The organism is Mycobacterium asiaticum (assembly GCF_001673365.1).
Lineage (GTDB): Bacteria > Actinomycetota > Actinomycetes > Mycobacteriales > Mycobacteriaceae > Mycobacterium > Mycobacterium asiaticum_A.
On sequence record NZ_LZLS01000064.1, the window covers coordinates 29,482 to 52,661 of the forward strand.

At 64.5% G+C, this 23,180-nt stretch carries 26 protein-coding genes; 15 read left to right on the plus strand and 11 right to left on the minus strand.

What is annotated here, in order from left to right:
* Window positions 1-108: 108 nt before the first annotated feature.
* Window positions 109-504: a nuclear transport factor 2 family protein gene (locus A5634_RS06725; protein WP_065143282.1), complete on the plus strand. Its 396-nt coding sequence runs from the start codon at window positions 109-111 to the stop codon at window positions 502-504.
* Window positions 505-614: 110 nt separating this feature from the next.
* On the opposite strand, the gene A5634_RS06730 is transcribed toward A5634_RS06725, so the two are convergent.
* Complete coding sequence (locus tag A5634_RS06730) at window positions 615-2,003, minus strand: PPE family protein (RefSeq protein WP_081290239.1); 1,389 nt, start codon at window positions 2,001-2,003, stop codon at window positions 615-617.
* 184 nt (window positions 2,004-2,187) lie between these two features.
* Here A5634_RS06730 and A5634_RS06735 point away from each other — a divergent pair, with 184 nt between their 5' ends.
* The gene (locus A5634_RS06735; RefSeq protein WP_065143284.1) at window positions 2,188-2,712 is read left to right on the plus strand and encodes a hypothetical protein; all 525 of its coding nucleotides are present in this window, start codon (window positions 2,188-2,190) and stop codon (window positions 2,710-2,712) included.
* An 18-nt stretch (window positions 2,713-2,730) separates the two neighbouring features.
* Here A5634_RS06735 and A5634_RS06740 read toward each other — a convergent pair whose 3' ends face one another.
* Complete coding sequence (locus A5634_RS06740) at window positions 2,731-4,128, minus strand: FAD-binding oxidoreductase (protein ID WP_065143322.1); 1,398 nt, start codon at window positions 4,126-4,128, stop codon at window positions 2,731-2,733.
* 466 nt (window positions 4,129-4,594) lie between these two features.
* Between A5634_RS06740 and A5634_RS06745 the strand changes: the two genes are divergently transcribed.
* From A5634_RS06745 to A5634_RS06765, 5 genes are all read left to right on the plus strand, one after another.
* Window positions 4,595-4,975, plus strand: a complete 381-nt coding sequence (locus A5634_RS06745) for a hypothetical protein (protein ID WP_065143285.1) — start codon at window positions 4,595-4,597, stop codon at window positions 4,973-4,975.
* Window positions 4,976-5,092: 117 nt separating this feature from the next.
* Window positions 5,093-5,656 carry a hypothetical protein gene (locus tag A5634_RS06750; RefSeq protein WP_155769390.1) on the plus strand — a complete coding sequence of 188 codons (564 nt, stop codon included), beginning with the start codon at window positions 5,093-5,095 and terminating at the stop codon, window positions 5,654-5,656.
* A gap of 135 nt (window positions 5,657-5,791) precedes the next feature.
* Window positions 5,792-6,781: an alpha/beta fold hydrolase gene (locus A5634_RS06755; protein WP_065143287.1), complete on the plus strand. Its 990-nt coding sequence runs from the start codon at window positions 5,792-5,794 to the stop codon at window positions 6,779-6,781.
* A gap of 91 nt (window positions 6,782-6,872) precedes the next feature.
* Window positions 6,873-7,583: a DUF998 domain-containing protein gene (locus A5634_RS06760; RefSeq protein ID WP_172831642.1), complete on the plus strand. Its 711-nt coding sequence runs from the start codon at window positions 6,873-6,875 to the stop codon at window positions 7,581-7,583.
* The gene (locus tag A5634_RS06765; protein ID WP_065143289.1) at window positions 7,580-8,419 is read left to right on the plus strand and encodes an alpha/beta fold hydrolase; all 840 of its coding nucleotides are present in this window, start codon (window positions 7,580-7,582) and stop codon (window positions 8,417-8,419) included. The genes A5634_RS06760 and A5634_RS06765 overlap by 4 nt, the downstream gene beginning before the upstream one ends.
* On the opposite strand, the gene A5634_RS06770 is transcribed toward A5634_RS06765, so the two are convergent.
* A complete protein-coding gene (locus A5634_RS06770) occupies window positions 8,400-9,377 on the minus strand; it encodes a 2-hydroxyacid dehydrogenase (protein WP_065143323.1) in 978 nt (325 codons plus the stop codon). The two genes, A5634_RS06765 and A5634_RS06770, sit on opposite strands and share 20 nt — an antisense overlap.
* A 114-nt stretch (window positions 9,378-9,491) precedes the next feature.
* On the opposite strand from A5634_RS06770, the gene A5634_RS06775 reads away from it, so the two are divergent.
* Genes A5634_RS06775 through A5634_RS06785 form a run of 3 tightly spaced genes read left to right on the plus strand, consistent with a single transcriptional unit; the run spans window position 9,492 to window position 11,422 of the window.
* Window positions 9,492-10,064 (plus strand): hypothetical protein, encoded by a 573-nt coding sequence (locus tag A5634_RS06775; protein WP_065143290.1) that lies wholly within the window; start codon window positions 9,492-9,494, stop codon window positions 10,062-10,064.
* A gap of 11 nt (window positions 10,065-10,075) precedes the next feature.
* Window positions 10,076-10,804 (plus strand): thioesterase II family protein, encoded by a 729-nt coding sequence (locus tag A5634_RS06780; protein WP_081290241.1) that lies wholly within the window; start codon window positions 10,076-10,078, stop codon window positions 10,802-10,804.
* Between the two features lie 33 nt (window positions 10,805-10,837).
* A complete protein-coding gene (locus tag A5634_RS06785; RefSeq protein WP_065143291.1) occupies window positions 10,838-11,422 on the plus strand; it encodes a M15 family metallopeptidase in 585 nt (194 codons plus the stop codon).
* Here the strand turns inward: A5634_RS06785 and A5634_RS06790 are convergent.
* Entirely contained in the window at window positions 11,377-12,210 is an 834-nt protein-coding gene (locus A5634_RS06790; protein ID WP_065143292.1) for an alpha/beta hydrolase, read from the minus strand. The two genes, A5634_RS06785 and A5634_RS06790, sit on opposite strands and share 46 nt — an antisense overlap.
* Window positions 12,211-12,416: 206 nt before the next feature.
* Between A5634_RS06790 and A5634_RS06795 the strand changes: the two genes are divergently transcribed.
* On the plus strand, window positions 12,417-12,752 hold the full coding sequence (locus A5634_RS06795; RefSeq protein ID WP_065143293.1) for a DUF732 domain-containing protein: 336 nt from the start codon (window positions 12,417-12,419) through the stop codon (window positions 12,750-12,752).
* A gap of 77 nt (window positions 12,753-12,829) precedes the next feature.
* On the opposite strand, the gene A5634_RS06800 is transcribed toward A5634_RS06795, so the two are convergent.
* Together A5634_RS06800 and A5634_RS06805 are read right to left on the minus strand one after the other, a co-directional pair.
* Entirely contained in the window at window positions 12,830-13,333 is a 504-nt protein-coding gene (locus A5634_RS06800; protein ID WP_216638716.1) for a hypothetical protein, read from the minus strand.
* Window positions 13,334-13,390: 57 nt separating this feature from the next.
* On the minus strand, window positions 13,391-13,876 hold the full coding sequence (locus A5634_RS06805) for an NUDIX domain-containing protein (protein ID WP_065143326.1): 486 nt from the start codon (window positions 13,874-13,876) through the stop codon (window positions 13,391-13,393).
* Window positions 13,877-13,977: 101 nt separating this feature from the next.
* Between A5634_RS06805 and A5634_RS06810 the strand changes: the two genes are divergently transcribed.
* Both A5634_RS06810 and A5634_RS06815 read left to right on the plus strand, forming a co-directional pair.
* Window positions 13,978-15,477 carry an ArnT family glycosyltransferase gene (locus A5634_RS06810; protein WP_065143294.1) on the plus strand — a complete coding sequence of 500 codons (1,500 nt, stop codon included), beginning with the start codon at window positions 13,978-13,980 and terminating at the stop codon, window positions 15,475-15,477.
* Window positions 15,478-15,532: 55 nt separating this feature from the next.
* A complete protein-coding gene (locus A5634_RS06815) occupies window positions 15,533-16,990 on the plus strand; it encodes a DUF6777 domain-containing protein (RefSeq protein WP_065143295.1) in 1,458 nt (485 codons plus the stop codon).
* Window positions 16,991-16,997: 7 nt separating this feature from the next.
* Here the strand turns inward: A5634_RS06815 and A5634_RS06820 are convergent, their stop codons facing one another.
* Window positions 16,998-17,876 carry an LLM class flavin-dependent oxidoreductase gene (locus A5634_RS06820; protein WP_065143296.1) on the minus strand — a complete coding sequence of 293 codons (879 nt, stop codon included), beginning with the start codon at window positions 17,874-17,876 and terminating at the stop codon, window positions 16,998-17,000.
* Between the two features lie 38 nt (window positions 17,877-17,914).
* Between A5634_RS06820 and A5634_RS06825 the strand changes: the two genes are divergently transcribed.
* Both A5634_RS06825 and A5634_RS06830 read left to right on the plus strand, forming a co-directional pair.
* Complete coding sequence (locus tag A5634_RS06825; protein ID WP_065143297.1) at window positions 17,915-18,328, plus strand: VOC family protein; 414 nt, start codon at window positions 17,915-17,917, stop codon at window positions 18,326-18,328.
* A gap of 165 nt (window positions 18,329-18,493) precedes the next feature.
* Entirely contained in the window at window positions 18,494-18,883 is a 390-nt protein-coding gene (locus tag A5634_RS06830; RefSeq protein WP_065143298.1) for a VOC family protein, read from the plus strand.
* On the opposite strand, the gene A5634_RS06835 is transcribed toward A5634_RS06830, so the two are convergent.
* The 4 genes from A5634_RS06835 to A5634_RS06850 form a co-directional block, all read right to left on the minus strand.
* The gene (locus A5634_RS06835; protein ID WP_065143327.1) at window positions 18,880-19,359 is read right to left on the minus strand and encodes an Rrf2 family transcriptional regulator; all 480 of its coding nucleotides are present in this window, start codon (window positions 19,357-19,359) and stop codon (window positions 18,880-18,882) included. The two genes, A5634_RS06830 and A5634_RS06835, sit on opposite strands and share 4 nt — an antisense overlap.
* 36 nt (window positions 19,360-19,395) lie before the next feature.
* Window positions 19,396-21,240: an adenylyl-sulfate kinase gene (cysC, locus tag A5634_RS06840; RefSeq protein ID WP_065143299.1), complete on the minus strand. Its 1,845-nt coding sequence runs from the start codon at window positions 21,238-21,240 to the stop codon at window positions 19,396-19,398.
* Window positions 21,240-22,169 (minus strand): sulfate adenylyltransferase subunit CysD, encoded by a 930-nt coding sequence (cysD, locus tag A5634_RS06845; protein ID WP_065143300.1) that lies wholly within the window; start codon window positions 22,167-22,169, stop codon window positions 21,240-21,242. Before cysD ends, cysC begins: the two co-directional genes overlap by 1 nt.
* A gap of 310 nt (window positions 22,170-22,479) precedes the next feature.
* Window positions 22,480-22,971, minus strand: coding sequence for a beta-class carbonic anhydrase (locus tag A5634_RS06850; RefSeq protein ID WP_065143301.1), 492 nt, complete (start codon window positions 22,969-22,971; stop codon window positions 22,480-22,482).
* Window positions 22,972-23,180: the final 209 nt, after the last annotated feature.

The window sequence follows — 23,180 nt, forward strand, 5'->3', positions numbered from 1 at the left end:
GATAAGGCATTGCCGTATGGAATAGCCCTATGTCCGAAGCGGCGGATGTTCTCGGCCAACGGGTACCGTTCACATTCGGTGTAGCTCCGAACGAATGGGGTTAGGTGAATGCTCCAAACCAACGATTCCCGCACAGCCGTCGAGACCTTCGTCCGCGCATTCGGCGAGGGAAGGCTCGATGACGTGCTTGCCCTATTACACGCCGACTTCGTTATTCACGCGGCGGGCGGCGTGCCATACAGTGGCGATTATTTTGGCGCCGTGGGCTTCTCCGAATTGATCGGAAAAATGATGCCCTTGCTTGACCTCGTGCCGAGCCCGGAAATGCGCTACATCGTTGACGGCGATAAGGTCGTGCTTTACTACCGCCTGACATTCACTGCGCGCGCGTCCGGTGAGAATGTGGCGATGAACTTAGCCGAGGTATTCTCCGTACGCGACGGCCTGATCGTGGAACTGGATGTGTTCTATAAAGACCCAGGAGCGGTAGCAGCTCTCCTTTGAACGAGTAGCAACCCAAGAGCCATGCTTGAACGGCGGAAGCGCGCGCAGCAACGGTCACTGATCGGGATAACCATGCACAGGAATCTGGTTGCTGGACAACAACATTCAACCTATCTGCTGCTGGTGTTCAACGGGCCGATGCCGATCAGATGGTCACCGGTGAGCCCAATGCCGACGTTGTAACTACCGGTGTTGAACAGGCCCTGATTATGGGAGCCGGTGTTGAAAAATCCCGAGTTGAAGTCGCCATGGTTGCCGACACCAAGCGCGTTGAGGTACGCGATCGGCAAACCCGAGTTGTAGGTGCCGACATTGCCGATACCGATGTTATGAAACCCGGTGTTCCATCCGCCGATGAGCTCACTGCCGTTGTTGAAGACACCGTAGGAACCGAACGTGGTGAAGTTGGGTTCGACCTTGAAATAGGGACTGGTGTTCCCAAAGCCGAAGTTGACGCTGCCGGTGTTGCCGATGCCGATGTTCAAATCGCCAGTGTTGAACAAACCGACGTTTACCCTGCCGGTGTTGAAAAAGCCGACATTCTGGTGGCCGATATTGCCGTAACCGTAGTTGCGGACAGCTTCGGCAGCGGCGGGCAACGCATTGTTGTCGAAGTGCAGCGGGCCGATCCCCGTCAGGTGGTCACCGGTGAGCCCGATGCCGATGTTGTAACTGCCGGTGTTGAACAAGCCCTGGTTGAAATTGCCTGTATTTCCTACGCCCAACCACGGTAGCGAGCCGCCTAACGGCAGCCCCAGATTGCCGTTGCCGCGGTTGAAAAAGCCGGTGTTGCCCGTGCCGACGTTGCCCATCCCGAGATTGGCAGTCCCAGTGTTGTTCATACCGAAGTTGGCAGTCCCGTTGTTGTAGAGGCCAAAGTTCAAGCTGCCGACGTTGCCATAGCCGATCCCGGCGCGGCTGAACAGAACGTCGGTCGGCAGCGCGGCGGCAGGCGGTGCGCCGTTTTGACCGAAGTTGGGCAGTATTGCCGTCGTCATCGACGCCAGTTCGGCCGCTGCCGCCGACGCCCCACTGTGATAGGCCACCATGGCGGCCACATCCTGAGCCCACATCTCCTCGTACAGCCCTTCGGTGACCGCAATCGCGGGTGCGTTCTGTCCGAACAGGTTCGACATGACCAGGGACACCAAGTCATAACGGTTGGCCGCTACCAACGCCGGATGCACCGTGGCTGCCAGCGCCGACTCGAACACACCCGCGACGACGCTGGCCTGTGCCGCCGATCCGGACGCGTGAGCCGCGGCAGCACTAAGCCAGCCGGCGTAAGGGACCGCCGCCGCCGCCATTGCTTGAGACGCCGCCCCTTGCCACGCGTGGCCAGCCACACCTGAAGTCACCGATACAAACGCGTCCGCCGCCGAGTCCAGCTCAGCGGCCAACCCGGTCCACGCCGCCGCCGCTGAGAACATCGGACCCGAACCCGCACCAGAAGAAATCAATGCTGATATGACCTCCGGAGGCGAGACCAAGAAACTCATCGCTGTGCCCTTTCCAAGTCGTTCGAGACGTCCTCGCCGAACGCTGCCCGAATCCACCTGTAGGAACGTTGACGATTTGATGAATGGCCTGGTCAGCTTCGAAGCCGGATCCGACCCAAGCTCTTGCGTTAGTTAGCTCGTGCACCCACGATTGGCCTCTGGGCAACTATCAAAGGGCCGGCACATGAGCATCTCTCGAATACTTCTAGCGGCAACTTTCGCCGTAACCGTCGGGACGGCAGGCATCCTGATTACGCCCGGCACAGCTTCGGCGTCGGCGTTAGCTGAGGGCACCTACCGGTTTGCCTTCGACGGGAGCAAGCAGACGATCGACGGCGTAGCAAAGCCGACCGGGTCGTATTCGAGGTCGATAGCGATGCGTTCGGCGTGCCCGCCATCCGGGTGCGTTGCGACGGGATGGGACACCTCGATCGGGCCTACCTGGCTGCAGCCGCCCGAGGAAGGTGCGCTGGTGTTCCGCGAGAACAGAGATCAGTGGGTGGCGACCAGGTGGAAGATGTTCACCTGCAACGGCTCCATCAAGCAGGGCACCGAAACGCTTGCCTTTCAAGTGAAACCCGACGGAACCTTCGTGGGAGTCAGCACTCAGTTAGAGGCACCGTGCCCGCCGATCGTCATCCCGTTCACCGCGACACGGGTGGGCGACGTGTCACCCGACGTTCAGGTAGCCGACCCCAACACCGTCTGAACATTCGCGTCCACCCGGTCACATTGCCGCCGACGGTGGTGTCGCTGGTGAGATGCTTTGCTCGAAGTGAAAGACGTTGTGGGGGTCGTATTTTGCCTTGATGCTGCGTAGCCGCGCGACATTGGCTCCCCAGTAGGCGGTCTCCCAGTCCGGCATCCCGGCGTTCGGAACGTTGACGTAAGCGCCCTGCACGTAGGGCTCTAACGCTTGCGCGAACTCCGCGATCCACGCCAGACACGGCCCGGTCAGCGGGTCGGCCGCGGCAGGTATTCCATCGCCGCGGGTGCCCCAGCCGGCGCCTGGCTCGGCATAGAACAGCGCGTTGCGGTGCGCGTAGGCCGAGCCGCCGCCGGGTTCACTGCGCGTGACGACACCCCCTAGCGCGTTGGTGAAGTAGTTGCATTTCGGCGTGGGGGCTTTCGTCATAAACGAGCCGACCAGGTCGATGGCTTCCACCGGGAACGGATCAGAAATGAACTGCGAGAAGAACTTCCAGTTCGACGGCTCATCGGCGGTCGGTATCTGAAATGCCGTGTAGGTGTCGGACCAATGTGCATTCGTCATCGACACATCTGGACTGCCGACCGACAGGATAGGGCCAAGCAGTTCTCGCGCCGTTGCCTCTGACCCGCCGGCGAGGGCAGCTATCAGCACGATTTCGTCGCCGGTGATCTCCAGCTGGCTGGTGAGTCGGTCGTCGGTATACGGTGCCGAGCGCTGCCAGACGTCGAAAACCGTTACCAGATCATCGAGTCCGGACCACGCCGCGACGACGTAGATTGTCTGCGTCAGTGGATGGACCCGGTAGGTCAGCGACGTGACGATTCCGAAGTTGCCGTTGCCGGCGCCGCGCAGCGCCCAGAGCAGATCCGAGTTTTCGGTCTCGTCGGCGATGATCGCCTGTGCCCCAGCGTTTTCCGATGCGACGACGATTTCCGCCGCAAGCAGGTTGTCCGAAGCCATGCCGAAAGCACGCGTCAGCAACCCGAATCCGCCACCTAGCGTTGCACCGGCCAGCCCAACGGTTCCTTCGGTGCCGGTCGCTGCCGCAACGCCGGACTTGCCAAGCGCCGTAACGGCTTCAAGCTGATTGAAGCCCGGGCCGACGGTCGCAACGTTGGATTCCGTGTCGATGGTCGCCGACTTCATGTCGCTGACATCGATGACGATGCCGCCATCGACACTGGACCAGCCCTCCAGGCAGTGCCGGCCGCTGCGCACCCGTGGCACAACGTTGTTTTGTCGGGCCCAGGCCAACGCGTTGACGACATCCTGTGTTTCTTGGGCGAACACGATCACCGCGGGTTCGTGCGTGAAAAGCAAATTCCAGCCAGCACTCGCCGGGGCGTAATCGGCATCTTCAGGGCGGATCACTCGACCGGTGAGCTCGGCCCGGCCGGCACCTGTGAACGTCATGCCGCGGAATCCGCCGTGCTCGCTACCGACATCGAGCACTCCGATTCTTCGTGGCGGACATTTCTTCGTGGCGGCAATTGCCGGAACGAGTAGATGATAGGCAGCTTCGGTATTGGCGATCAGCAATTGCCAGGATTTCCGCGTTGCGCGCTTCCGTGCTGTGAGCCGGTGGGCAGGCAGACCGTGCGCGATCTGGAACCGTCCAGGTGCCCTGCCTAGGCAAACTCATTTAATACGCATGGTGAGTGTAATTCCGCAGGCCAGCGCCATGCGGTGCCCAGACTTGCAGACATCTTGCGCCCTCCGTCCAGAAAATAGGGCTTAACCTGCACTTTTAGCTGATACACTTCGTCCACATTGTCCATAGGCAACGACGCCGACGACAGAAGGTGAAGACATGAGGACGAACGCACTCGCTGCAGCTGTTGCGCTATCATGCGGCGTTTGTTTTTCCCCGGCGATACCAATGGCCCGGGCCGACAGCCCGGCGATGGACGGCGTCTACACCTATCTCGACGATGACGGCTTTGCTGCGACATGGACTGTCCGGACTACGTGCAGCCCAGACTGCGTCGCCCAGGTGACCACCACTCCGGGGCACGGTTTCGCTGCGCCGCTTATCAACGGCCGTCACACCGTCACGCGCACCGTTCCCGATGGCGTGACATGTCCCGAATATTTCCTCGGCGACAACGGTTCAACGTGGGGCGGCGGGATGCATCCGGTCACCGTCCATCAATCCTGGGACCCTCGCACGCTCGTCGGGGAAGTCGACTTCGTCGACAGCCCGGCGCCCTGCGGCATCCCGGACCCGCACGACACCTTCACCCTCACCAAGGTCGGCTAGAACCGGCCCCAAGACTTCGCACGATCCTCCAAGAATCCTTCAAGGCACCGGCGGCAGTATCACCGCTATACACTGACCCGGACGAAGGAGAACGTGGGCGCCGCTATGAGTTCAGCGATGTCGCCGGACGAGGTTCTGGCCCACTTCCCCGGACCAATCACATTGCGCCCGAAGGCAATCAACTGGAATATCGTTCTCGTGATTGCCGTCGCGACGGCCATTTTGGCACTGTACGCCCGCACGACTGTTGCAGTCATGGTCATCGTCTCCATCGGCATTGCGATAGCCGGCCTGACGATCTGGGCAGCCATGCGCAAGGACACTTCTGCCGACGGGCTCGTTCTTACGGCTGACCATTTCGAGGTCATCGAAGGCAACCACGGCAAGACATATCCGTGGCGCGAGGTGGGCAACTTCCGGGTCCGCCACGAAGAAGACACGTCCAGCGTCGTGTTCGATCGCGTCGGCGCCGGCAAGAAGACGCGCGGGCGGGTGGCCAAATTCTTCGGCACAGACTACGACTACAAGCTCCCGAAGACCTACGAAATGTCGGAGAAGGAACTGGCTTCCTTGATGAACGACTGGCGAAGGCTGGCCTGCCCGCGGCCACGAAAGCCGAAAACGCCGCCGGCACAGCGCCGTAAGGGTACCGCGGCAGAAGATCGTTCCGTCGATTCCTGATCGCTGCGCGCCGGCTGGACGGCACAAACCTGGGCCGCCAAGAATATTCCAAGAAGTCCACAAGGTCCCCACTGAAAGCTTGTCTGCAACACCCCGCTTCGGCGGTGGAGAAGCAGATCAGGGAGGGACGACACCATGACGAACCGATCACGCCGCCACCTGCGGCCCGTGCGGGATATCACCGAGCCGACACTGCAATACCGCATGATCCACGGCCACCGTCGCGCCTTCCGCATCGCCGGCTCGGGCCCGGTCATCGTGCTGCTGCACGGCGTCGGCGACAGCTCCACGACCTGGGAGCCGGTGCACGCCAAGCTCGCCCAGCGCTTCACCGTTATCGCGCCCGACTTCCTGGGTCACGGCGAGTCCGACAAGCCGCGCGCTGACTACTCGTTGGCCTCGTTCGCCAACGGGCTGCGCGACCTGCTCACCGCGCTCGAAATCGACCGCGTCACCCTCGTCGGGCATTCGCTGGGCGGCGGTGTCGCAGCGCAATTCGCCTACCAGTACCCGCAGTTCGTCGAGCGCGTGGTGTTGGTTAGCGCCGGAGGCGTGACGAAAGACGTGAGCCCTGCATTGCGCGTGGCCGCGATGCCCCTGGGCGCCGAGGCGCTCTCGGTGTTGCGAGTGCCTGGCGCGGTCCCAGCCCTGGAAGCCGTCAGCCGAGCCGTCGGAACCGTATGGGGCTCCACCCGCTTCACCCGCGACGTGGCAAGCCTGCCGCGCCTGATCGGCGGCTTGCGCAAACCCGGTGCCGTAGAAGCATTCGCCCGTACCCTGCGCGGGGTGGTCGACACCCGGGGTCAGTACGTCACCATGTTGGACCGCAGCTACCTGATGCACGGCCTTCCGCTGCAAATCATCTGGGGCGAGGACGACCTGATCATCCCGGTCAGCCACGCCCGGTTGGCCCACCAGCAGATCCCAGGTTCGCGCTTGGAAATCTTCGAGGAGTCCGGACACATGCCCCACGGCGATCACCCGGAGCGCTTCGTGGACATCATCCACCAGTTCATCGACTCCACCGAGCCGTATGAATACCAGCCAGAAACGGTGCGCCGGGCGCTGCAGACGGGCGTGCGCCAATACGACACCTCCGTCGAGATCACAAAGGACCTCGCGTAGCGCCTGAGCAACAACGCTACGCGGCTTGGCGCCGACTCGGTGACGAGCACGGCATGATTGCTCTATGGCCGCGCCGCAACGCTCTGACTCGGTGGCAGACACCCTCCGACAGCGGCGGTCACTTCTGCCCGCGCTGCGCTGGGTCGCCGTCGCCGGCGCCCTGCTAGGAGCGGCGCTGTACTCCAACTGGGTACTGGAAGTCGCCTTCACCCGCACCCTGCCCGACCCCGACCTTTACATCAGTGAACTCGCCGCCGCGGACCAGCCGCACGGCGAATGGTTCCGCGCCGGCGATGTGGCAGCGTCCATCGTGTTGGTCGTCGCGGCCGCGGCCGCGTTCGTCGGCGTGCCGCGCTCCCGGTGGAGCAGCCGAGGCTGGTGGGCACTAGTTGTCTTTGCGGTGGCGACCGTCTTCGACAGCACGGTGTGGCGGCTGGTGTGCGCGCCGAGTTCGGATGCCGTTTGCAAAGCCCGTGAAGCAACAGGCACGGTGCCAATCGGGCATCAGTTGCACTGGTTGAGCAGCGGAGTCGTGCTGGCCGCCGCGATTGCATCACTGCTGGCCTTTGCCATCGCCGACGTCCGTGAAGACGCCCCTTCGCCGATCCGCCGCATGGGGCTGTTCATGCTGGGAGCGTTGATCGGCACGGCGATACTGACCGGCGTCGCGATCCTGCTCGACAGCGCTGACGACGTCGGCGTCGTCGGGGTTGCGCAGCGGGCCGAGCTGGCCGTGTTCGCCGGATGGCTGATCTATGTCGCGCTGCGCACCGCCCGGGTACGCACCATCAGCCGGTTATGAGCGATCTCGTCGATGTGGAAGTCGACGGCCATCGGGTGCGGGTCCTCATCGACGGAAACACCGGCCCGGTCGTGGTGTTGTGCAGCGGCCTCGGCGGCCGGGCGCTGCACTGGGGTGACACGGTCAGATACCTCGCCGATGACCACACACTCGTGCGGTTCGACCGTCCCGGCACACCCGTGACCGACGACCGGGTACACGCACCTACCGTGCGCGGCGAGGCCGACCGGATCGCCGCCGTGCTGGACGCAGCGGGACAGCCGGATCGGGTGGTGCTCGTCGGGCATTCCGTCGGCGGCTATTACGCCGAGGCATTCGCACGGTTGTACCCTCACCGAACCCGCGCGTTACTGCTCCTCGATTCCAGCATCGCCCCCGACCGACAGTGGCTCGCGCTGCCGCTACGAACCAAGCTGGCCATCACCAACGCCGCCGCAAGCCTGTTGAACAAACTGCATTTGCAGACGCCCCTGGGCCGCGCTGGCCTCACCCTGGTGCAGCGCCTACGTCCCGGTGGCCTCGATGCTCAGATGCGATCCGAGATACGCAGGGCCGCAACCGAACCCGGATTCATTGACGCGTTGCTCGCCGAATATGTGGCCTACCACAACCTGGCTGACGAACTGTGCGCACTGCGCCACCATCATCCCCTGCCGCCGGTCCGCCGCGTGGTCGCCACCGCTCACACGGGGTGGCGCACCCGGGGTTGGCGCAACCAACAGATCCGACTGGCCAAAAACATTGGAGCAGAGCAGATCACCGTCGCGCCAGCGGGACACCTGGTCATGATCGAACAGCCACGTCGCGCCGCCGACCTCATTCGCGCGGTTGCATAGCCGGGCGCAACACCGGCGTCACCAACTCCCCCGTGTTTAGGTAGCTCTCCAGGTTGCGTATTGTCAACAGCGCCATCGCCTTTCGCGTCCGAGCCGTCGCGCTGCCGACGTGCGGTAACAGCACCACGTTGTCGAGCGCGAACAGCTCGGCCGGCACGTTCGGCTCGTCGGCGAAGACATCCAGCCCCGCTCCGGCCAGCCCGCCACCAACGAGCAACTCCACCAACGTGTCCTGATCCACCACACTGCCGCGGGCAATGTTGATCAGATACCCTTCGGGCCCTAGCGCTTCAAGCACGGCCCGGTCTACCAGATGGCGAGCGCTGCGGTCCCCCGTCGTGGCGACCACCAGAACGTCGACGGATTCGGCCAGTTCGACCGCCGACTCCGCGTAGCGAAATGGTGATCCGTCGATGCGGTGTCGGTTGTGATAGGCGATGGCGCAATCGAATCCGAGCAGCCGTGTCGCGATGGCCGAACCGATCCGGCCCAACCCGAGAATGCCGACCTGCAGGCCGCTCACATCCCTGGCGTAAGGAAACGGGCCGTCGACGGCCCATCGGCCTGCCCGCACATAACGGTCGGCCGCGCCAAAGCGGCGCAATGTCATCAGGATCAGACCCAGGGCGGTGTCGGCGACAGTATCCGACAGCACATCCGGTGTGTTGCTCACGCCGACACCGTGGCGCTCGGCTGCCGCCAAATCGATTGCGTCCACACCGGCGCCGTTGTTGACGATCGCCTTCAGGTTGGGTAGCGCCGCAATGGTTTCCGCGTCCGCGCCGGGCCCACCCGAGGTCACAACCACCTCGATATCGGCCGCACGCTGTGCCAGAAACTGGGCCCGCTCCGGACCCGTCGGAAGTTTGGGAATGTCATAGCGGATCGCCAGCTCGGCCTTGAACGTCGGCTCGAAACCACCGATGCCCAGCACGTTATGGAGTCGCTTCACCGTCACGCTGACATCATCTCCTTTAGCCGTCGGGAACCATTCAGGAGGAATTACGACCCACGAAGAAGTCTCTTCGTTCAGACTGATCACAGCACATCCGACGATGGAGGCTGACCGATCATGAGGGACGAGGAGAAGGCACGGGTCGACGAGCTCGTCAAACTCTTCCCGGGTCCGATCACGCTCACCGAACGCCCGATTTCACCAGTCCTGATCATGGTTATGAGCGCCATATGGATCGTGGCTTCCCTGGCGTTCGTGTACTCCGGCATCGTCCATGGCATCCGAAGTCAGATCATTGGCGGCGTGCTGTCGGCTCTGTTGGGCGTGTTGGTAATCGTGATCGCGCCGCGGCGAGCTGACCTGTCGCAGCTGCCGACACTCGTTTTGGATTCCGACGGCTTCCGAACCGGGCCAAATAGCGCCTTCGCCTGGCAAGACGGCTGGACCTTTTGCACTGCGAGCAGCGAGGGTCCAGACGAGGTGAGTTTCGCCTCGATCGACTCTGACGATCGGCCCTTCCGTGGCCGCCAGCGACAGAGGCTGCCGAGCTGCTACGGGATGTCGGCGGCGGCCCTGACGTCGCTGCTGGACCGGTGGAGTGATGCCGCCTGGAGGCAACGGAATCCACCGAAATACAAGAACCCTGCGCCAGACCAGTCCCAACGCAAGGATCCTCCAAGAATCCCTTGAGAATCCGCCAAGTGACGTCCCTGATTCTGATTTCACCAGCCACTCAGGAGACGATCACCATGCGGTTGTTCTGCTTTCACCACGCCGGCGGCGGCGCACTGGCCTTCAACGCCTGGCGCAAGGCGCTGCAGCCCGCCATCGAGGTTGTCCCCGTCGAGATCCCCAACCGGGAGCGCTTTGCCACACTGCGCGACCTCGTCGACGAGGTGAACGAACAACTCGGACCGCTGCTCGACGAACCGCACATGTTCTTCGGCCACAGCTTCGGCGCGCTGCTGGCATACCGGTTGGCCTCCGTGCGTGCTGCCGCGGGCTTCGAGGCGCCGCGGGCGCTGTTCCTGTCCGCTTATGCCCCACCGCACCTTCCGCCGCCTCTGCAGGTAGTGGATCAACTCGACAACAACCAGCTGGCCGAATTCCTGGCGGCGACGGGCTTGATGCCGGCCGGACTGACGCGGTGGCCCACCTTGCGCGAGCAAGCCGTGACCCTGACCCGGACCGACCTGAAATTGCTCATGACCGATCAGGAAGCCGACGCGACCGAACTGCCCTGCCCGATCCACGTCTTCGGCGGCAGCGAGGACCCCATCGTGAGCGAATCCGATCTCCACCAGTGGCGTTCGCGGACCAAGGCCGACTTCTCGGTGCAGATGCTTCGCGGCGGGCACTTCTACCTGCGGGACCGGCAGCGGTTGTTCGAATCGCTGCGGCCGCTGATGTCGACGCTGGTGGCCGCCTGATTCGCCTACCACGCGGTACGCGAGACTGGGCCGATGGACAGTGCCCGCACGATCTTGCGGAAATGTTTTCTGGTGGTGGCGGTGGGGCTGACGCTCACCGGCGTCGCCGCAGCCGCGCCGGCCACCGCCGCACCGGGGGACGGCTCAAACGACACCACTGCCCCGGCTGCGCCGCCACACGACACCGCGGGGGGTTGGGTCCCGGACGGCCAGGAGCTCAGCCCGTTCGACCTGGCCGACCCTGCGGTGAGCCGACTCGACCCGACTCTGCTCGCCGCGATCGAGCGGGCCGCGCGCGCCGCCGCTGTTGACGGGGTGACCCTCGGCCTCACGTCGGGATGGCGCTCACCGCAGTTTCAGCAGCAATTGTTCGATGACGCCGTCGCCCGCTACGGCAGCGTTGCCGTGGCCAGCCAATACGTCGCCTCGCCACAGGTTTCCAAGCACGTCGTCGGCAAGGCGGTCGACATCGGCCCTACCGAAGCGGACAACTGGCTTCTGCGCAACGGCACGGCCTTCGGACTGTGCCAGATCTACGCCAACGAAATCTGGCATTTCGAACTCGCTTCCGACTACGGCGGCGGTTGCCCACCGTTGCGGCCCAATGCCGCCGGGTGACCGAACCGCTGGGCAGTGAGCCAGTCGTCGATTCGTTCGGCCACCAATTGCCAGCCCGGCTCGAGCATCATGTCGTGTGCCATGTCGGAGAACACCTGCATCTCGGCGCCGTACACCTCGGCGGTTCGGTGGACTTCGCGCACGGTGACGATGGCGTCGTGTTCGGCGCCCAGCACCAGCATCGGGACGCGGTCGACGTCTTTGGTCTTGACCAGGTCGAGGACGAGCATGTCCAGAAATGCTAGGTAGGACTCGTCCTGCAATCGCCGCTGATACGAGTCGACCGTGGCGTCGGGCATGGAGGCGGAGAAAAGCAACTCTCGCGCTAGTTCTGGTGTCGCGACCAGCGGTCCCAACCGCAGTGCGGCGTTGACGTGAACGAATTCCCGCGGGTGATCGCGCGCAATGCGCAACGTCACCCGGTACACACCGGTCGGCGCGATGGCGGCGACCAGAACCGCCCCGGCCGCGGCGTGGCGGCGCAGGTAGTGCTGGACGATGAAGCCGCCCATCGAATGCCCGATCACCACCGGCGGGGTTGACAACGTCGCGGCCGTCTGCGCGACGTCAGCGACGTAGTCCCGAATTCGTGTCCAGCGCAACCTATCCCGGCCGGGGCTGGCCCCGTGGCCGCGCATGCTGACCGCGATCGCCCGATATCCCCGGGCCGCGAAGAAATCCAGGAAATGCTCATCCCAGCACCACGCGCCATGCCAAGAACCGTGCACGAACAACAATGGAACCGGATGCTCATCACTGCAGCGCCCCTTGTCGATCACCTCGAGCATGAAAGGCACCTCCGCTCATCCGACCGTCACATTAGCGCGCGTCGGGGTGCGTTGCGCGGCTTGCGTGTTGCCGAGACGCGGTGGTCTACCGGGAACGCGGATACGGGCGCATCAAGGATTTATCAAGAATCCGCATAGCTGCGGAACTGAAGCTTTTGTTAACGCAATCCAGCGTCCACCACCACCATCAGTACACGGAGACACCAATGTTCACTCGCCGCATCACCGCATCCCTGGCCGGCACCACCCTGACCGCCGCCGCCCTCGGCCTGGCCGCCCTGGGCCTCGCCGGCACCGCCAGCGCCAACGCCGTCGACGACGCCTTCATCGCTCAGATCAAGGCCGACGGAATCACTCCGCCCAGCAACGCCCGCGCAATCAGCGAGGCGCACGCCGTCTGCAGCGCCCTGGACGCGGGGCAATCCGCCAAGCAGGTCTACGCCTCCGTTGCCGAGCGCACCGGGCTGAGCAGCAGCGGGGCCCACACGTTCGCCGTCGACGCCGCAAGCGCCTACTGCCCGCAGTACGTCACCACAACCTGACATCGCCCACAAACCCCGGGTGGCACGAAAACCGTTGCCACCCGGGGTTTGTGCGTGACTAAGGCAGGTTCGTTCGGCTACGAGCCCGCCCGAAAAGCCGCCACCGGCATCTCGACGCTGCCCTGGCACGGTCCGCTGGAAATATCGGTATGCCAGGTCCCCCGCAGCGACCCGTCGGCCTGCGGCGTATAGAACGCCCACGACTTAGCGGGCGCCCACACTTTCGAAACCCCCTCTCCCATATAGCAATCCCACTGAAAGTCGAAGCGCTCCACCCATCTGGACCCGTCCCAGGTGTAGTGCGACGGCACGATGATCGTCGGGTTCTTCGGCGTCGGACCGTTGTTCGCGGTGGCGACGCATGTCGCAGTCGAGCACACCGTGGAGAAGACATAGTCGGCGCTGAATGTTTGTTCAGCTTGCTTGGCGGCGACGCTGGTGCCGGTTTTGTCGACGGCATATCTCACCAACGAGTACTTGCCATTCCACGACGGTGTCACCGCGTGCGCCGATACCGTCGGCGTCCCGAACACCGCCGCCGCTACGCAAACGAGCAGCGCGAGTCTGGATCCCGGGCGCATTGTGTCGATGCTTCCGCACCGATGACGCAGGCAGATATCGACGAGGCTACGATCGCTTCACTTGCCACGCAGCAGAAACAACGCGTAGGCGGCGATTGACTGCGCGTCGGTGATCACGCCGTCGCGCATCATCTGCTCGACGTTCGCACGCGAGAACCATTCGCTGCGCATGTCCTGCTCCTCGTGTTCGCGATCGGCGCGCCCTTCCGAAATGCCGGTGGCCAGAAATACCCAACCGCGCTGACTACTCATCCCCGGCGCGACGTCGAGTTGCCCTAGAGCTTCGAACGACGTTGCGCGCAGCCCGGTCTCCTCGCGCAGCTCACGTTCGGCAAGTGCGGACGGTTCGAGATCGGCCAAATCGGGAGCGGTGCCCTGCGGGAACTCCCAGCGGCGCGCGCCAACCGGGTACCGAAATTGTTCGACCAAGCGAAAACGGTTGTCGTCGTAGGGGATTACAAGTGCGTACGTAGGCTTGTCCACCACTGCGTAGATACCGGCGCTGCCATCAGGCCGACGGATGTCGTCTTCACGCAGCACCATCCACGCGTTGCGGTATGCCTCGCGCGACGCGATGGTTTCGATCAAAGCCACGTCATCAGTATTGCTACCGGTAATCTCGCAGTCGTGCGCTGGGGCGGCCAGTGACATCGAACCGACGTGACCAGCTCGCACTCGTAGCGATCCTGGCGATTGCCGCCGCGCTGCGCCTGATCGCGTTACCGCGCCGCGGCGAATGGGACGACGACCAGGGCATCGAAATGCTGACGATGCTGCGGTGGGTTCGCGACGGTGACGTCCCCCTGGTCGGGCCGCTGAGCTCGGCGCCGACGGTCCACCACGGCGCGTTGTTCTATTGGATATTGGCGCCCGGCGCATTCGCGACCGACGCGGACCCGGTAGCCGCTCTGGTCACCGTGGCCGTCATCGGCGTGGGAGGAGTAGCCGCGGTTTGGTGGCTCGGGCGCACGGTGGGCGGTCCGCTAGCGGGGCACATTGCTGCGCTGCTGATGGCGGTCAGCCCTTCGGCCGTGAACGCGTCAACGTTCGTCTGGAACGCCAATATCGTCGCGCCCGGTGCGGCGTTGGCGTCGGCCGCCGCGTGGCATGCGTGGCGGACTCGTCACATGCGGTGGTGGCTGCTGGCGGCCACCGGTGGGGTGCTGATGCTCAACGGACACTTGCTGGCCGCGCTCGCGGTGCCGCCATTTGCGGGATTGGCTGTCGCCGACATGCTTCGGCGCCGGCGCTGGGAGTGGCGACTCGTGGCGCCGATGCTGGGAGCGTTTGTAATTATCGCGGCCGGCTATCTGCCGAACCTGATCTACGACCTGAACCACGGCTTTCCCCAATTGCACGCAATCGCAGCCTATCTGGATACGACGAACACCCAGGACAGTCTTCCGCTGCCGGATCGGCTGGGCACCATATTCCGACGGGTGCTGATCTGGCCCGTGTCTGGCTACGCCGCCTCGGCGCCGCTATCCGGTTGGCCCGCGCTATTGCTAACGGCGGGCGCACTTTTGAGGACAATGTATGGCCGCGGGGTGGGCCGGCAGTTCGGCTGTTGGGCGACCGCGACGACGGCATGGGCGGTGGTGGCACTCGGTGTCGTCGCACCGGTGCTGTCCACACCGTTCGTCGGCTTGCCCACCGACCAGTACCACACGTGGCTGGATCCAATTCTGTTCTCCGCCATCGGCTTCAGTGCGGCCCGCCTCTGGACAGCCGGGGTGTTAGCGCGGGCAGGCGCCGTCGCGGTCGTGGCTACTTGCGTTGCGCTGTCCCTGGTTTCGTTGCCCGCGTCGTCGTCACCGGACGGCGGATGGCCCAGAGCCGCCGACACGGCAACCCGGATCCGGGCGACGACCGGCGATCACACCGTTGCCGTCATCGCGGTCGCGAAAACAGGTGCGGCACTGGACTTCCCGCTTCGTCGCCAATACACGCCAGCCGACGACGCAGCATCCGCCGAGTTCCTCGTGGTTACCTGCGATCCGTTGTTCTTCCGGGTGGCGGTGCTGCCGTGCGGCGGCCAGGCTGAGGCCGCGGAGGCGCGCGCACTCGGCTTCCCCAGCGCACGGGTGGTGGACCGCTTCGCAGACGGTCCACGACGGGTAATCAGCGTCTTCGCAAATCACTAGAGCAAACTCCGGCGAATTGGCTTAGGCTAACTACTTTCACCGGGGGTTTTCCGATATGGCATCACAACCGCCACCGCAGCACAGCAAGCGGGCCCAGCGCGGCGGCCTCCAGCAAACGTCTGCGGCGGTGGTGATCGGCCTTGCGGTTACGTCCGCATTCTTCGGTCTGGCCAGCTGCGCCAAAGACGAGCAGCGCGCTGTGCAACGCGAAGTGGTGCTGCAGTCGGCCAATTCACCCGGTGCTCATCCCTGGACCAGCGATCTGACGACGGTGGCCCTACCCACCGAGGGCGAGTCCGCAGGAGAAATGATCCCGCCGCCGGATGGAGTCGCCAGTCCGGTCGACGTGTCAGGTACCCAGCCGGAGCTTTATGGCGGCGTGCCCGGCGTCCCGGCTCTGGACCGAGACAAGCTGGTGACGGAACTGGATTCGAATCCGCCGCTGGCGGCCGCTTGGGGCAATGCCGCCGGGGTTTCGGATGTCAACGGCTACGTGGATTCGTTGACACCGGTGGTGCTGATCCATGACACCGCGGTGACCGATCACTCTTATCAGAACGGTGCGTCGGTACCGTTCCAGTCGGTGCTGCAGGCCGGCACTCCCGTGTTGGTCGACGACAGGGGCGTGCCGAGGGTGCGCGGTACATCCGGAAGTCCGTTGTCCGAGCCAGAGCGCGAGGTTGTGCCCACGTATAGCGGGAAGAAGTGGCCGACGTTCGCGCAGACCTCGGTGGTGGCAGTTCAACCTGCGCCGGAACCCGCTAAGTCGATGCAGCTGTTGGCCGTAACGCCGGTCGGCGAGGAGGCGGCCAATCCCTACCAGCCCGACATCACCGTCGGCGAAACGGTTCCAGTGCAGTCGACTCGAACGGCACCGCCGCCTCCTGCCGGTTCGTTGCCGACCGGTCCGTTGCTCAGGCCGACGCGGACCCCGTCGACGGGGGTGCCTTCGACGGGGGCGCAGCCGACTGGCGCTCAACCGACCGGCGCGCCACCGACGGGGCGGCCGTCGCGGCCCAGTCGTGGGCAACCGTCCGGTGTGCAACCCACCGGAGCGCAACCGACCGGTGTCCAACCCACGGGCGCGCCACCGACGGGGCGGCCGTCGCGGCCCAGTCGTGGGCAACCGACCGGCGCGCAACCGACTGGCGTACAACCGACCGGCGCGCAACCAACCGGCGTGCAACCGACCGGCGCGCCACCGACGGGCCGGCCGTCGCGACCCACCGGCGTCCAGCCCACTGCCGCACCGCAGCCCACCGCAGCACCTCAACCAACCGCGGCACCGCAGCCCACCGCCGCACCTCAACCCACCGCCGCACCGCAGCCCACGGCGGCCCCGCAACCGACCGCCGCGCCTAGGCCCACCGCCGCACCTCAACCCACCGCCGCACCGCAACCGACCGCCGCGCCTATGCCCACCGCCGCGCCAAGGCCCACCGCCGCGCCCCAGCCCACTGCCGCGCCTAGGCCCACCGCGGCGCCGCGACCGACAGGCGCGCCACCGACCTAGCGCATGCTCACAGTGCCGCGACGGCGTCGGCCGCGCGGCGAAGCTGGTCGATATCAGAGCTGGTCGGGATGAGATGTACCTCGTCGGTGCCGATCTCGGCGAACTGGCGCAGCACCGTCACCAATTCTCGTTCGGTGCCAGCCCAGCCCGTCGTCGGGGCCATCGCGTCGACGAACTCCGCCGGGATCCAGTTCATATAGCGCCGCAGATGCCGATGCACCTGGGCGCGCGCATCGTCCGGCGAGCCGAACGCGAACCAGAACGAGGTCGCCAGGTGCGGCGCGGGCTTGCTGGCCTCGGCCCACGATGTGCGCGCCACATCGAACAACTCGTTCTGCTTGGCGACGTCGAGGTCCAAGGTGGTTCCGGCCATACCATCAGCCCAAGCTGCGGCGCTGCGAACGGTCTTGGGTCCGATGGTGCCGACGTGCAGCGGCGGACCCCCGGCCTGGACCGGCGATGGTCCCACCGGCAGCACCGACTCGGTGATCTTCTCGCCAGCCCACACCCGCTTCATCACCGCCACACGTTCGGCCATGCCCCGCATCGTCTGGGTCTTCGGGTCCGCGCCGACGGCGTTGTAGTCCTCGTGCCTGCCGCCCACACCGATTCCGACCGTCAGGCGCCCGTTGCTGAGCAGGTCGCCGGTCGCCAGCGCCTTGGCCAACATGACCGGATCATGCAATTGGGGCACGATCACCGTCGTCACCAACCGCACCCTTTGCGTCCAGGCCGACACCGCACCGAGCAGCGTCAGGCTGTCGGGGTTTCCGAACGCAATGCGCTCACCCCAGCACAGCGAAGAGAACGGTCCCTCGTCTATCGCCCGTGCCCAGTCCCTGAGCAAGGCCGCGTCGAGCGCGGGCTCCATCACTGGCATGGTCATACCTGTCTGCACACAGCGATTCTGGCAGCATGGGATGAATGGCCTTAACCAGCACGTCGATCGCCCATGTCCGGCTGACTGTCACCGACATCGAGCGATCCCGGCAGTTCTACGAGAGCGTGTTCGACTGGCCGGTGCTGATCGAGACACCCGACAACGCCGACGAGGCACTGCGCCAACGCCTGGGTTTCCTGTTCGGCGGCGTGATCTACGACATGGGCGGCGCGCTGCTCGGTTTGCGGCCGGTGGCTGACGACCAGTTCGATGAGAACCGTACCGGACTCGACCATATCGCCTTCCGGATCGGGAGTAGGGCCGAATTAGACTCCGCTGCAGAACATCTCGACGAATTGGGTATCGCGCACGAGCCGATCAAGGATATCGGGCCGTCCTACATTTTGGAGTTTCGCGATCCAGACAACATTGCGCTGGAGCTCACCGCGCCTAAGTAAGGGACGTCGTCGGGCGCGCGGTCGCCTGTTTGGGGTCTGTCGCGCGTCTGTCGGCACCCGTCGGCGGGCCCCCCACACTCGTCGGCGACGGCGCGCATATGCCAACCAGGGCAGCCTGTAGGTGTACCCACACGCTCGCCGAAAAGAGAGGAGGATGGGAGCACCATGCCTATCAGCTTCAACCACACCATCGTCGCGGCACACGATAAGCAGAGGTCCGCGGAGTTTCTCACCGAATTGTTCGGCCTGCCCGAACCGATGCCGTACGGCCCGTTCATGGTTGTCACACTCGAACACGGCGCCAGCCTCGACTACGCCGACGTCGCCGAGAGTGACGAAATCAGGCCGCAGCACTACGCATTCCTGGTTTCCGACGACGATTTCGACGCGATCTACAGCAAGATCAAGTCGCGCGGCATGCCGCACTGGGCCGACCCCGGTGCCCGACGCCCCGGCGAGATCAATACCCGCGACGGTGGCAAAGGCGTGTATTTCCGAGACCCGGGCGGGCACGCCATGGAAATCCTGACCCGGCCCTACGGCTCGGGCGGCTAGTCGCGAGTAGCGCCGTGCCGCTGGCTTTCCTGAGCGCGGTAGTCGTTCGCCATCTGGGCGACGTGCTTGGGCAGACTGCCGGCCGCGACGTCGGCGACCGTGGTCTCCTCCAGGACTGAGCGCATGCTGGCGCGCAGGGCCCGCCAGACATCGGTGAGCGCGACGGTCGGACCGGAATAGGGCAAGTCACCGAGCCCGATGTCGCGGACACTGGCCAACGGCCCGTCGATACAGCGCAACACGTCGGCAATGCTGATTTCGCTTCCCGGACGTGCAAGCTCGTAACCGCCCTCGCGGCCGCGGTAACTGCGTACCAAGCGGTCGGTGCGCAGGTTGGTCAGGATGTCGACGAGGAACTGCGGCGGAATTCCCTGGGACTGGGCCAGGTCGTCGGTCTTGACCAGGGTGCCGCTGGGCACCGTCGCGAGTTGGACCATCGCCCGAACGGCGTATTCCGCCTTGGCCGACATCCGCATGATGCTAGATTCTGCCAGGCCCGCCACCACCGCCGGCTAAGCGCGCACTTCGAGCATGTCGATCACGCTTTGCGCCTGGTCTTCGATGCTGCGATCAGCGGTCAGGCGCAGGTCCGGCTTTTTCGGCCGCTGGTAGGGACTGTCGATCCCGGTGAAGTGCGTGATCTCCCCCGCCCGGGCTTTGGCATACAAGCCTTTGGGATCACGCCGCTCGCACTCTTTGAGAGGTGTATCGCAGAACACCTCGAAGAACTCAAATCCCGCGTCGGCGTGGACCTTACGGGCCAACTCGCGGTGCTCGGCCAAGGGGCTGATGGCCGGCACCAGCACGATCTGTCCCGAGTCGGCCAGTAGCGTCGCCACATGTGCCAGTCGGCGCAGGTTCTCGGCCCGATCGGCCATGGAAAAGCCAAGGTCGGCGTTCAGGCCGTGGCGCAGATTGTCGCCGTCGAGAACGTAAGCGGGGATGCCCCTTTCGAGCAGCCGCTGCTCGACCAGCATCGCCACCGACGACTTGCCGGCTCCGGAAAGGCCGGTGAGCCACACCGTCTTACCCTGGACCGCTCGGTCGGCGGCAGTGACTAACGACTTGTGCCGCACCGTGTTCGGACTGGCCTTCTGCGCGGCGACATCCCGCAACACCATGCCGGCGGCCACCGTCCCGTTGGTGTCGGGGTCGATGAGGATGAACGAACCGGTGCTGGCGTTACGGGAGTACTCATCGAGCAGCAGCGGCACCTGGCTGCGTATCGTGATGCGCCCAAGCTCGTTGAGCTTCAATGCCGTTGCGGACTTGTCGCGGTGCAGCGTGTTGACATCGAGGCGGTAGTCCAGCGCTGTGATGCGTGCTCGGGTGGTCCGCGTGGTGTGCTTGATGATGTAATCGCGGCCCGGTTCCAGTGCCGACGAATCGGCCATCCAACACACCGTCGCGTCGAACTGCTGGGCGAGCCGGGGCTGGTTGTTGGTGCGCGCAATCATGTCACCGCGCGAGATGTCGATGTCGTCGGCCAGGCTCACCGCGACAGCCATCGGTGGAAATGCTTCTGCGACAGGGCCATTGGTGCCTTCGATCGCGGTGATGCGGGTGGTCTTGCCGAGCGGCAGCACAATCACCTCGTCGCCCGGGCGCATCACGCCACTGGCCACGGTGCCGGCGTAGCTACGGTGGTCTCGATGCTCGTGAGTGTGCGGGCGGATGACGTACTGGACCGGGAAGCGCACGTCGACCAGGTTGCGGTCACCGGCGATGAAGACCTCTTCGAGGTGCGACAGCAGCGCCGGCCCTTCGTACCACGGCGTCTTCTCCGACTTGGTCACCACGTTGTCGCCGTGCAAAGCCGAGAGCGGAATGGTGGCGACGTCCTGCACATCCAGCCGCGCGGCGAAGGCGTGGAACTCGTCCCGGATTGCCTCGAATTTCTCTCTGTCCCAATCGATCAGGTCCATCTTGTTCACGGCTAGCACGATGTGCTGAATACCCAGCAACGACGCCAGGAACGCGTGCCGCCGAGACTGCTCCAACAGACCGTGACGTGCGTCGACGAGCACGATCACCAGCTGCGCCGTGGACGCGCCCGTCACCATGTTGCGGGTGTATTGGATATGCCCTGGGGTGTCGGCGATGATGAATTTCCGCTTGGGAGTAGCGAAGTAGCGGTAGGCCACGTCGATGGTGATGCCCTGCTCGCGTTCAGCCCGCAGGCCGTCGGTAACCAGGGCCAGATCGGTGTACTCGTGGCCGCGTTCCCGGGAGGTCTGCTCCACGGCCGCCCACTGGTCCTCCATTACCGCTTTGGAGTCGTAGAGCAAACGCCCGATCAAAGTGGACTTGCCGTCGTCGACCGAACCCGCCGTGGCAAGGCGTAAGAGTGTGGTCATCAGAAGTACCCCTGCCGCTTGCGGTCTTCCATCCCAGCTTCAGAGATCCGGTCGTCGGCCCGGGTGGCCCCTCGTTCGGTCAGGCGGGACACCGCGGTTTCAGCGATCACCTCCGAGACCGTGGCCGCGCGGGATTCCACACAGCCGGTGCAGGTGACGTCACCGACGGTGCGGAACCGCACCGAGGTCTCGAAAACCCGCTCGTCGGCGCGGGGCTGCAAGTGGCGATCTACCGCTAGGAGCATCCCGTCACGCTGAAAAACCTTGCGGCGGTGGGCGAAATAGATCGACGGCAGCTTGACCTTCTCGGCGCCGACGTAGGACCAGATGTCGAACTCGGTCCAGTTGGACAGCGGGAAGACCCGGATGTGCTCGCCCTTGTGGTGACGTCCGTTGTAGAGGTTCCACAGTTCGGGCCGCTGCGCCTTGGGGTCCCATTGGCCGAACTCGTCGCGGAAGCTGAACACCCGCTCCTTGGCCCTGGCCTTCTCCTCGTCGCGGCGGGCGCCGCCGAAAGCGGCGTCGAACTTGTTTTCCCGGATGGCGCGCAACAACGTCACGGTCTGCAGGGGGTTGCGCGACGGGATCGTCTCGACCACGCGACCGGCGTCGATGTCGTCCTGCACCGAGGCCACCACCAGACGCACCCCGGCCTCCGCGACAAGTTCGTCTCGGGTGGTCAGCACCTCCTCGAAGTTGTGGCCGGTGTCGACGTGCATCACCGGAAAGGGCAACCGTCCGGGACGAAAAGCCTTGAGCGCCAAGTGCAGCATGACGATCGAGTCCTTGCCGCCGGAGAACAGCAACACCGGTCGCTCGAACTCGGCGGCCACTTCGCGAATGATGTGGATCGCCTCGGCTTCCAGCGAGCGCAAGTGGCTCAGTTCGTACTGGCCGGCCGCGGGGCCGGCCGTCAGGTCAGTGCTCATCTGAGTTTCCCGGTCAAGTTGGTAGATTTGGCCAGATTAACGAATATTACCTGACATAAAATCAGTGCGACTTGCTCTTGTCAACGAGGACTAGTCACGCGTCGACGAGGATTGCTCACGCGAACCGAACCTGGCTGCTGTTTTGAGGGGGGATTTCAGCGGTGTGGTTCGGTTCGGGGACAGCGGTGTGGTTCGGCTCGCGAACCGAACCTGGCTGCTGTTTTGAGGGGGGATTTCAGCGGTGTGGTTCGGCTCGCGGCCAGCGGTGTGGTTGGGCTCGCGAACCGAACCGAGGAAGAAACCCCGTCTGCTACAGCGTGACTTCTTCGAGCTTGCCGGTCGCGACGTCGAAGATGAACCCACGCAGCGAGGTGTGCTTGGTGACGAAGGGACTGTTCTCGATGCGGCGCAACGATTGGCGCACATCCTCGGCGATGTCCGGGAAAGCCTCGGCCGCCCACGGCGGCTTGACGCCGGTGTCTTCCTGAATGCTGCGCTTGAAGTCGTCGTCGGTGAAAGTAAGCATCCCGCAATCAGTGTGGTGAATCAGGATGATCTCCTGCGTGCCCAACAGCCGCTGAGAGATGGCCAGCGAGCGGATCGCGTCGTCGGTCGCGACACCGCCGGCGTTGCGGATGACGTGCGACTCCCCTTCGTTGATGCCGAGCACGCGGTAGACGTCAATGCGAGCATCCATGCACGCCAGCACCGCAACGTGTTTGCTCGGCGGCAACGGAAGCGGCCCCTTGAAGTCGCTCGCGTAGGTGGCGTTGTTAGCGAGGTAGTCGTCGGTAACCGTCACCCGCAGGACCTCCTTGAGTGTCGCCGTATGGCGTTTGCCGCACCGATCGATGCGCGCACGATCTTAGCAACCGAGCGTGCCGGATTCACGGTTGAGGATCAGCCAGATCGCAAAGGCTGAGCGCCGATACATTCAGCGCACCAAGAGACCACCCGTCCTGCCCGGCACGAAACGCGCTGGTGTGGCTGACCTTGGACCGTCGACGACTC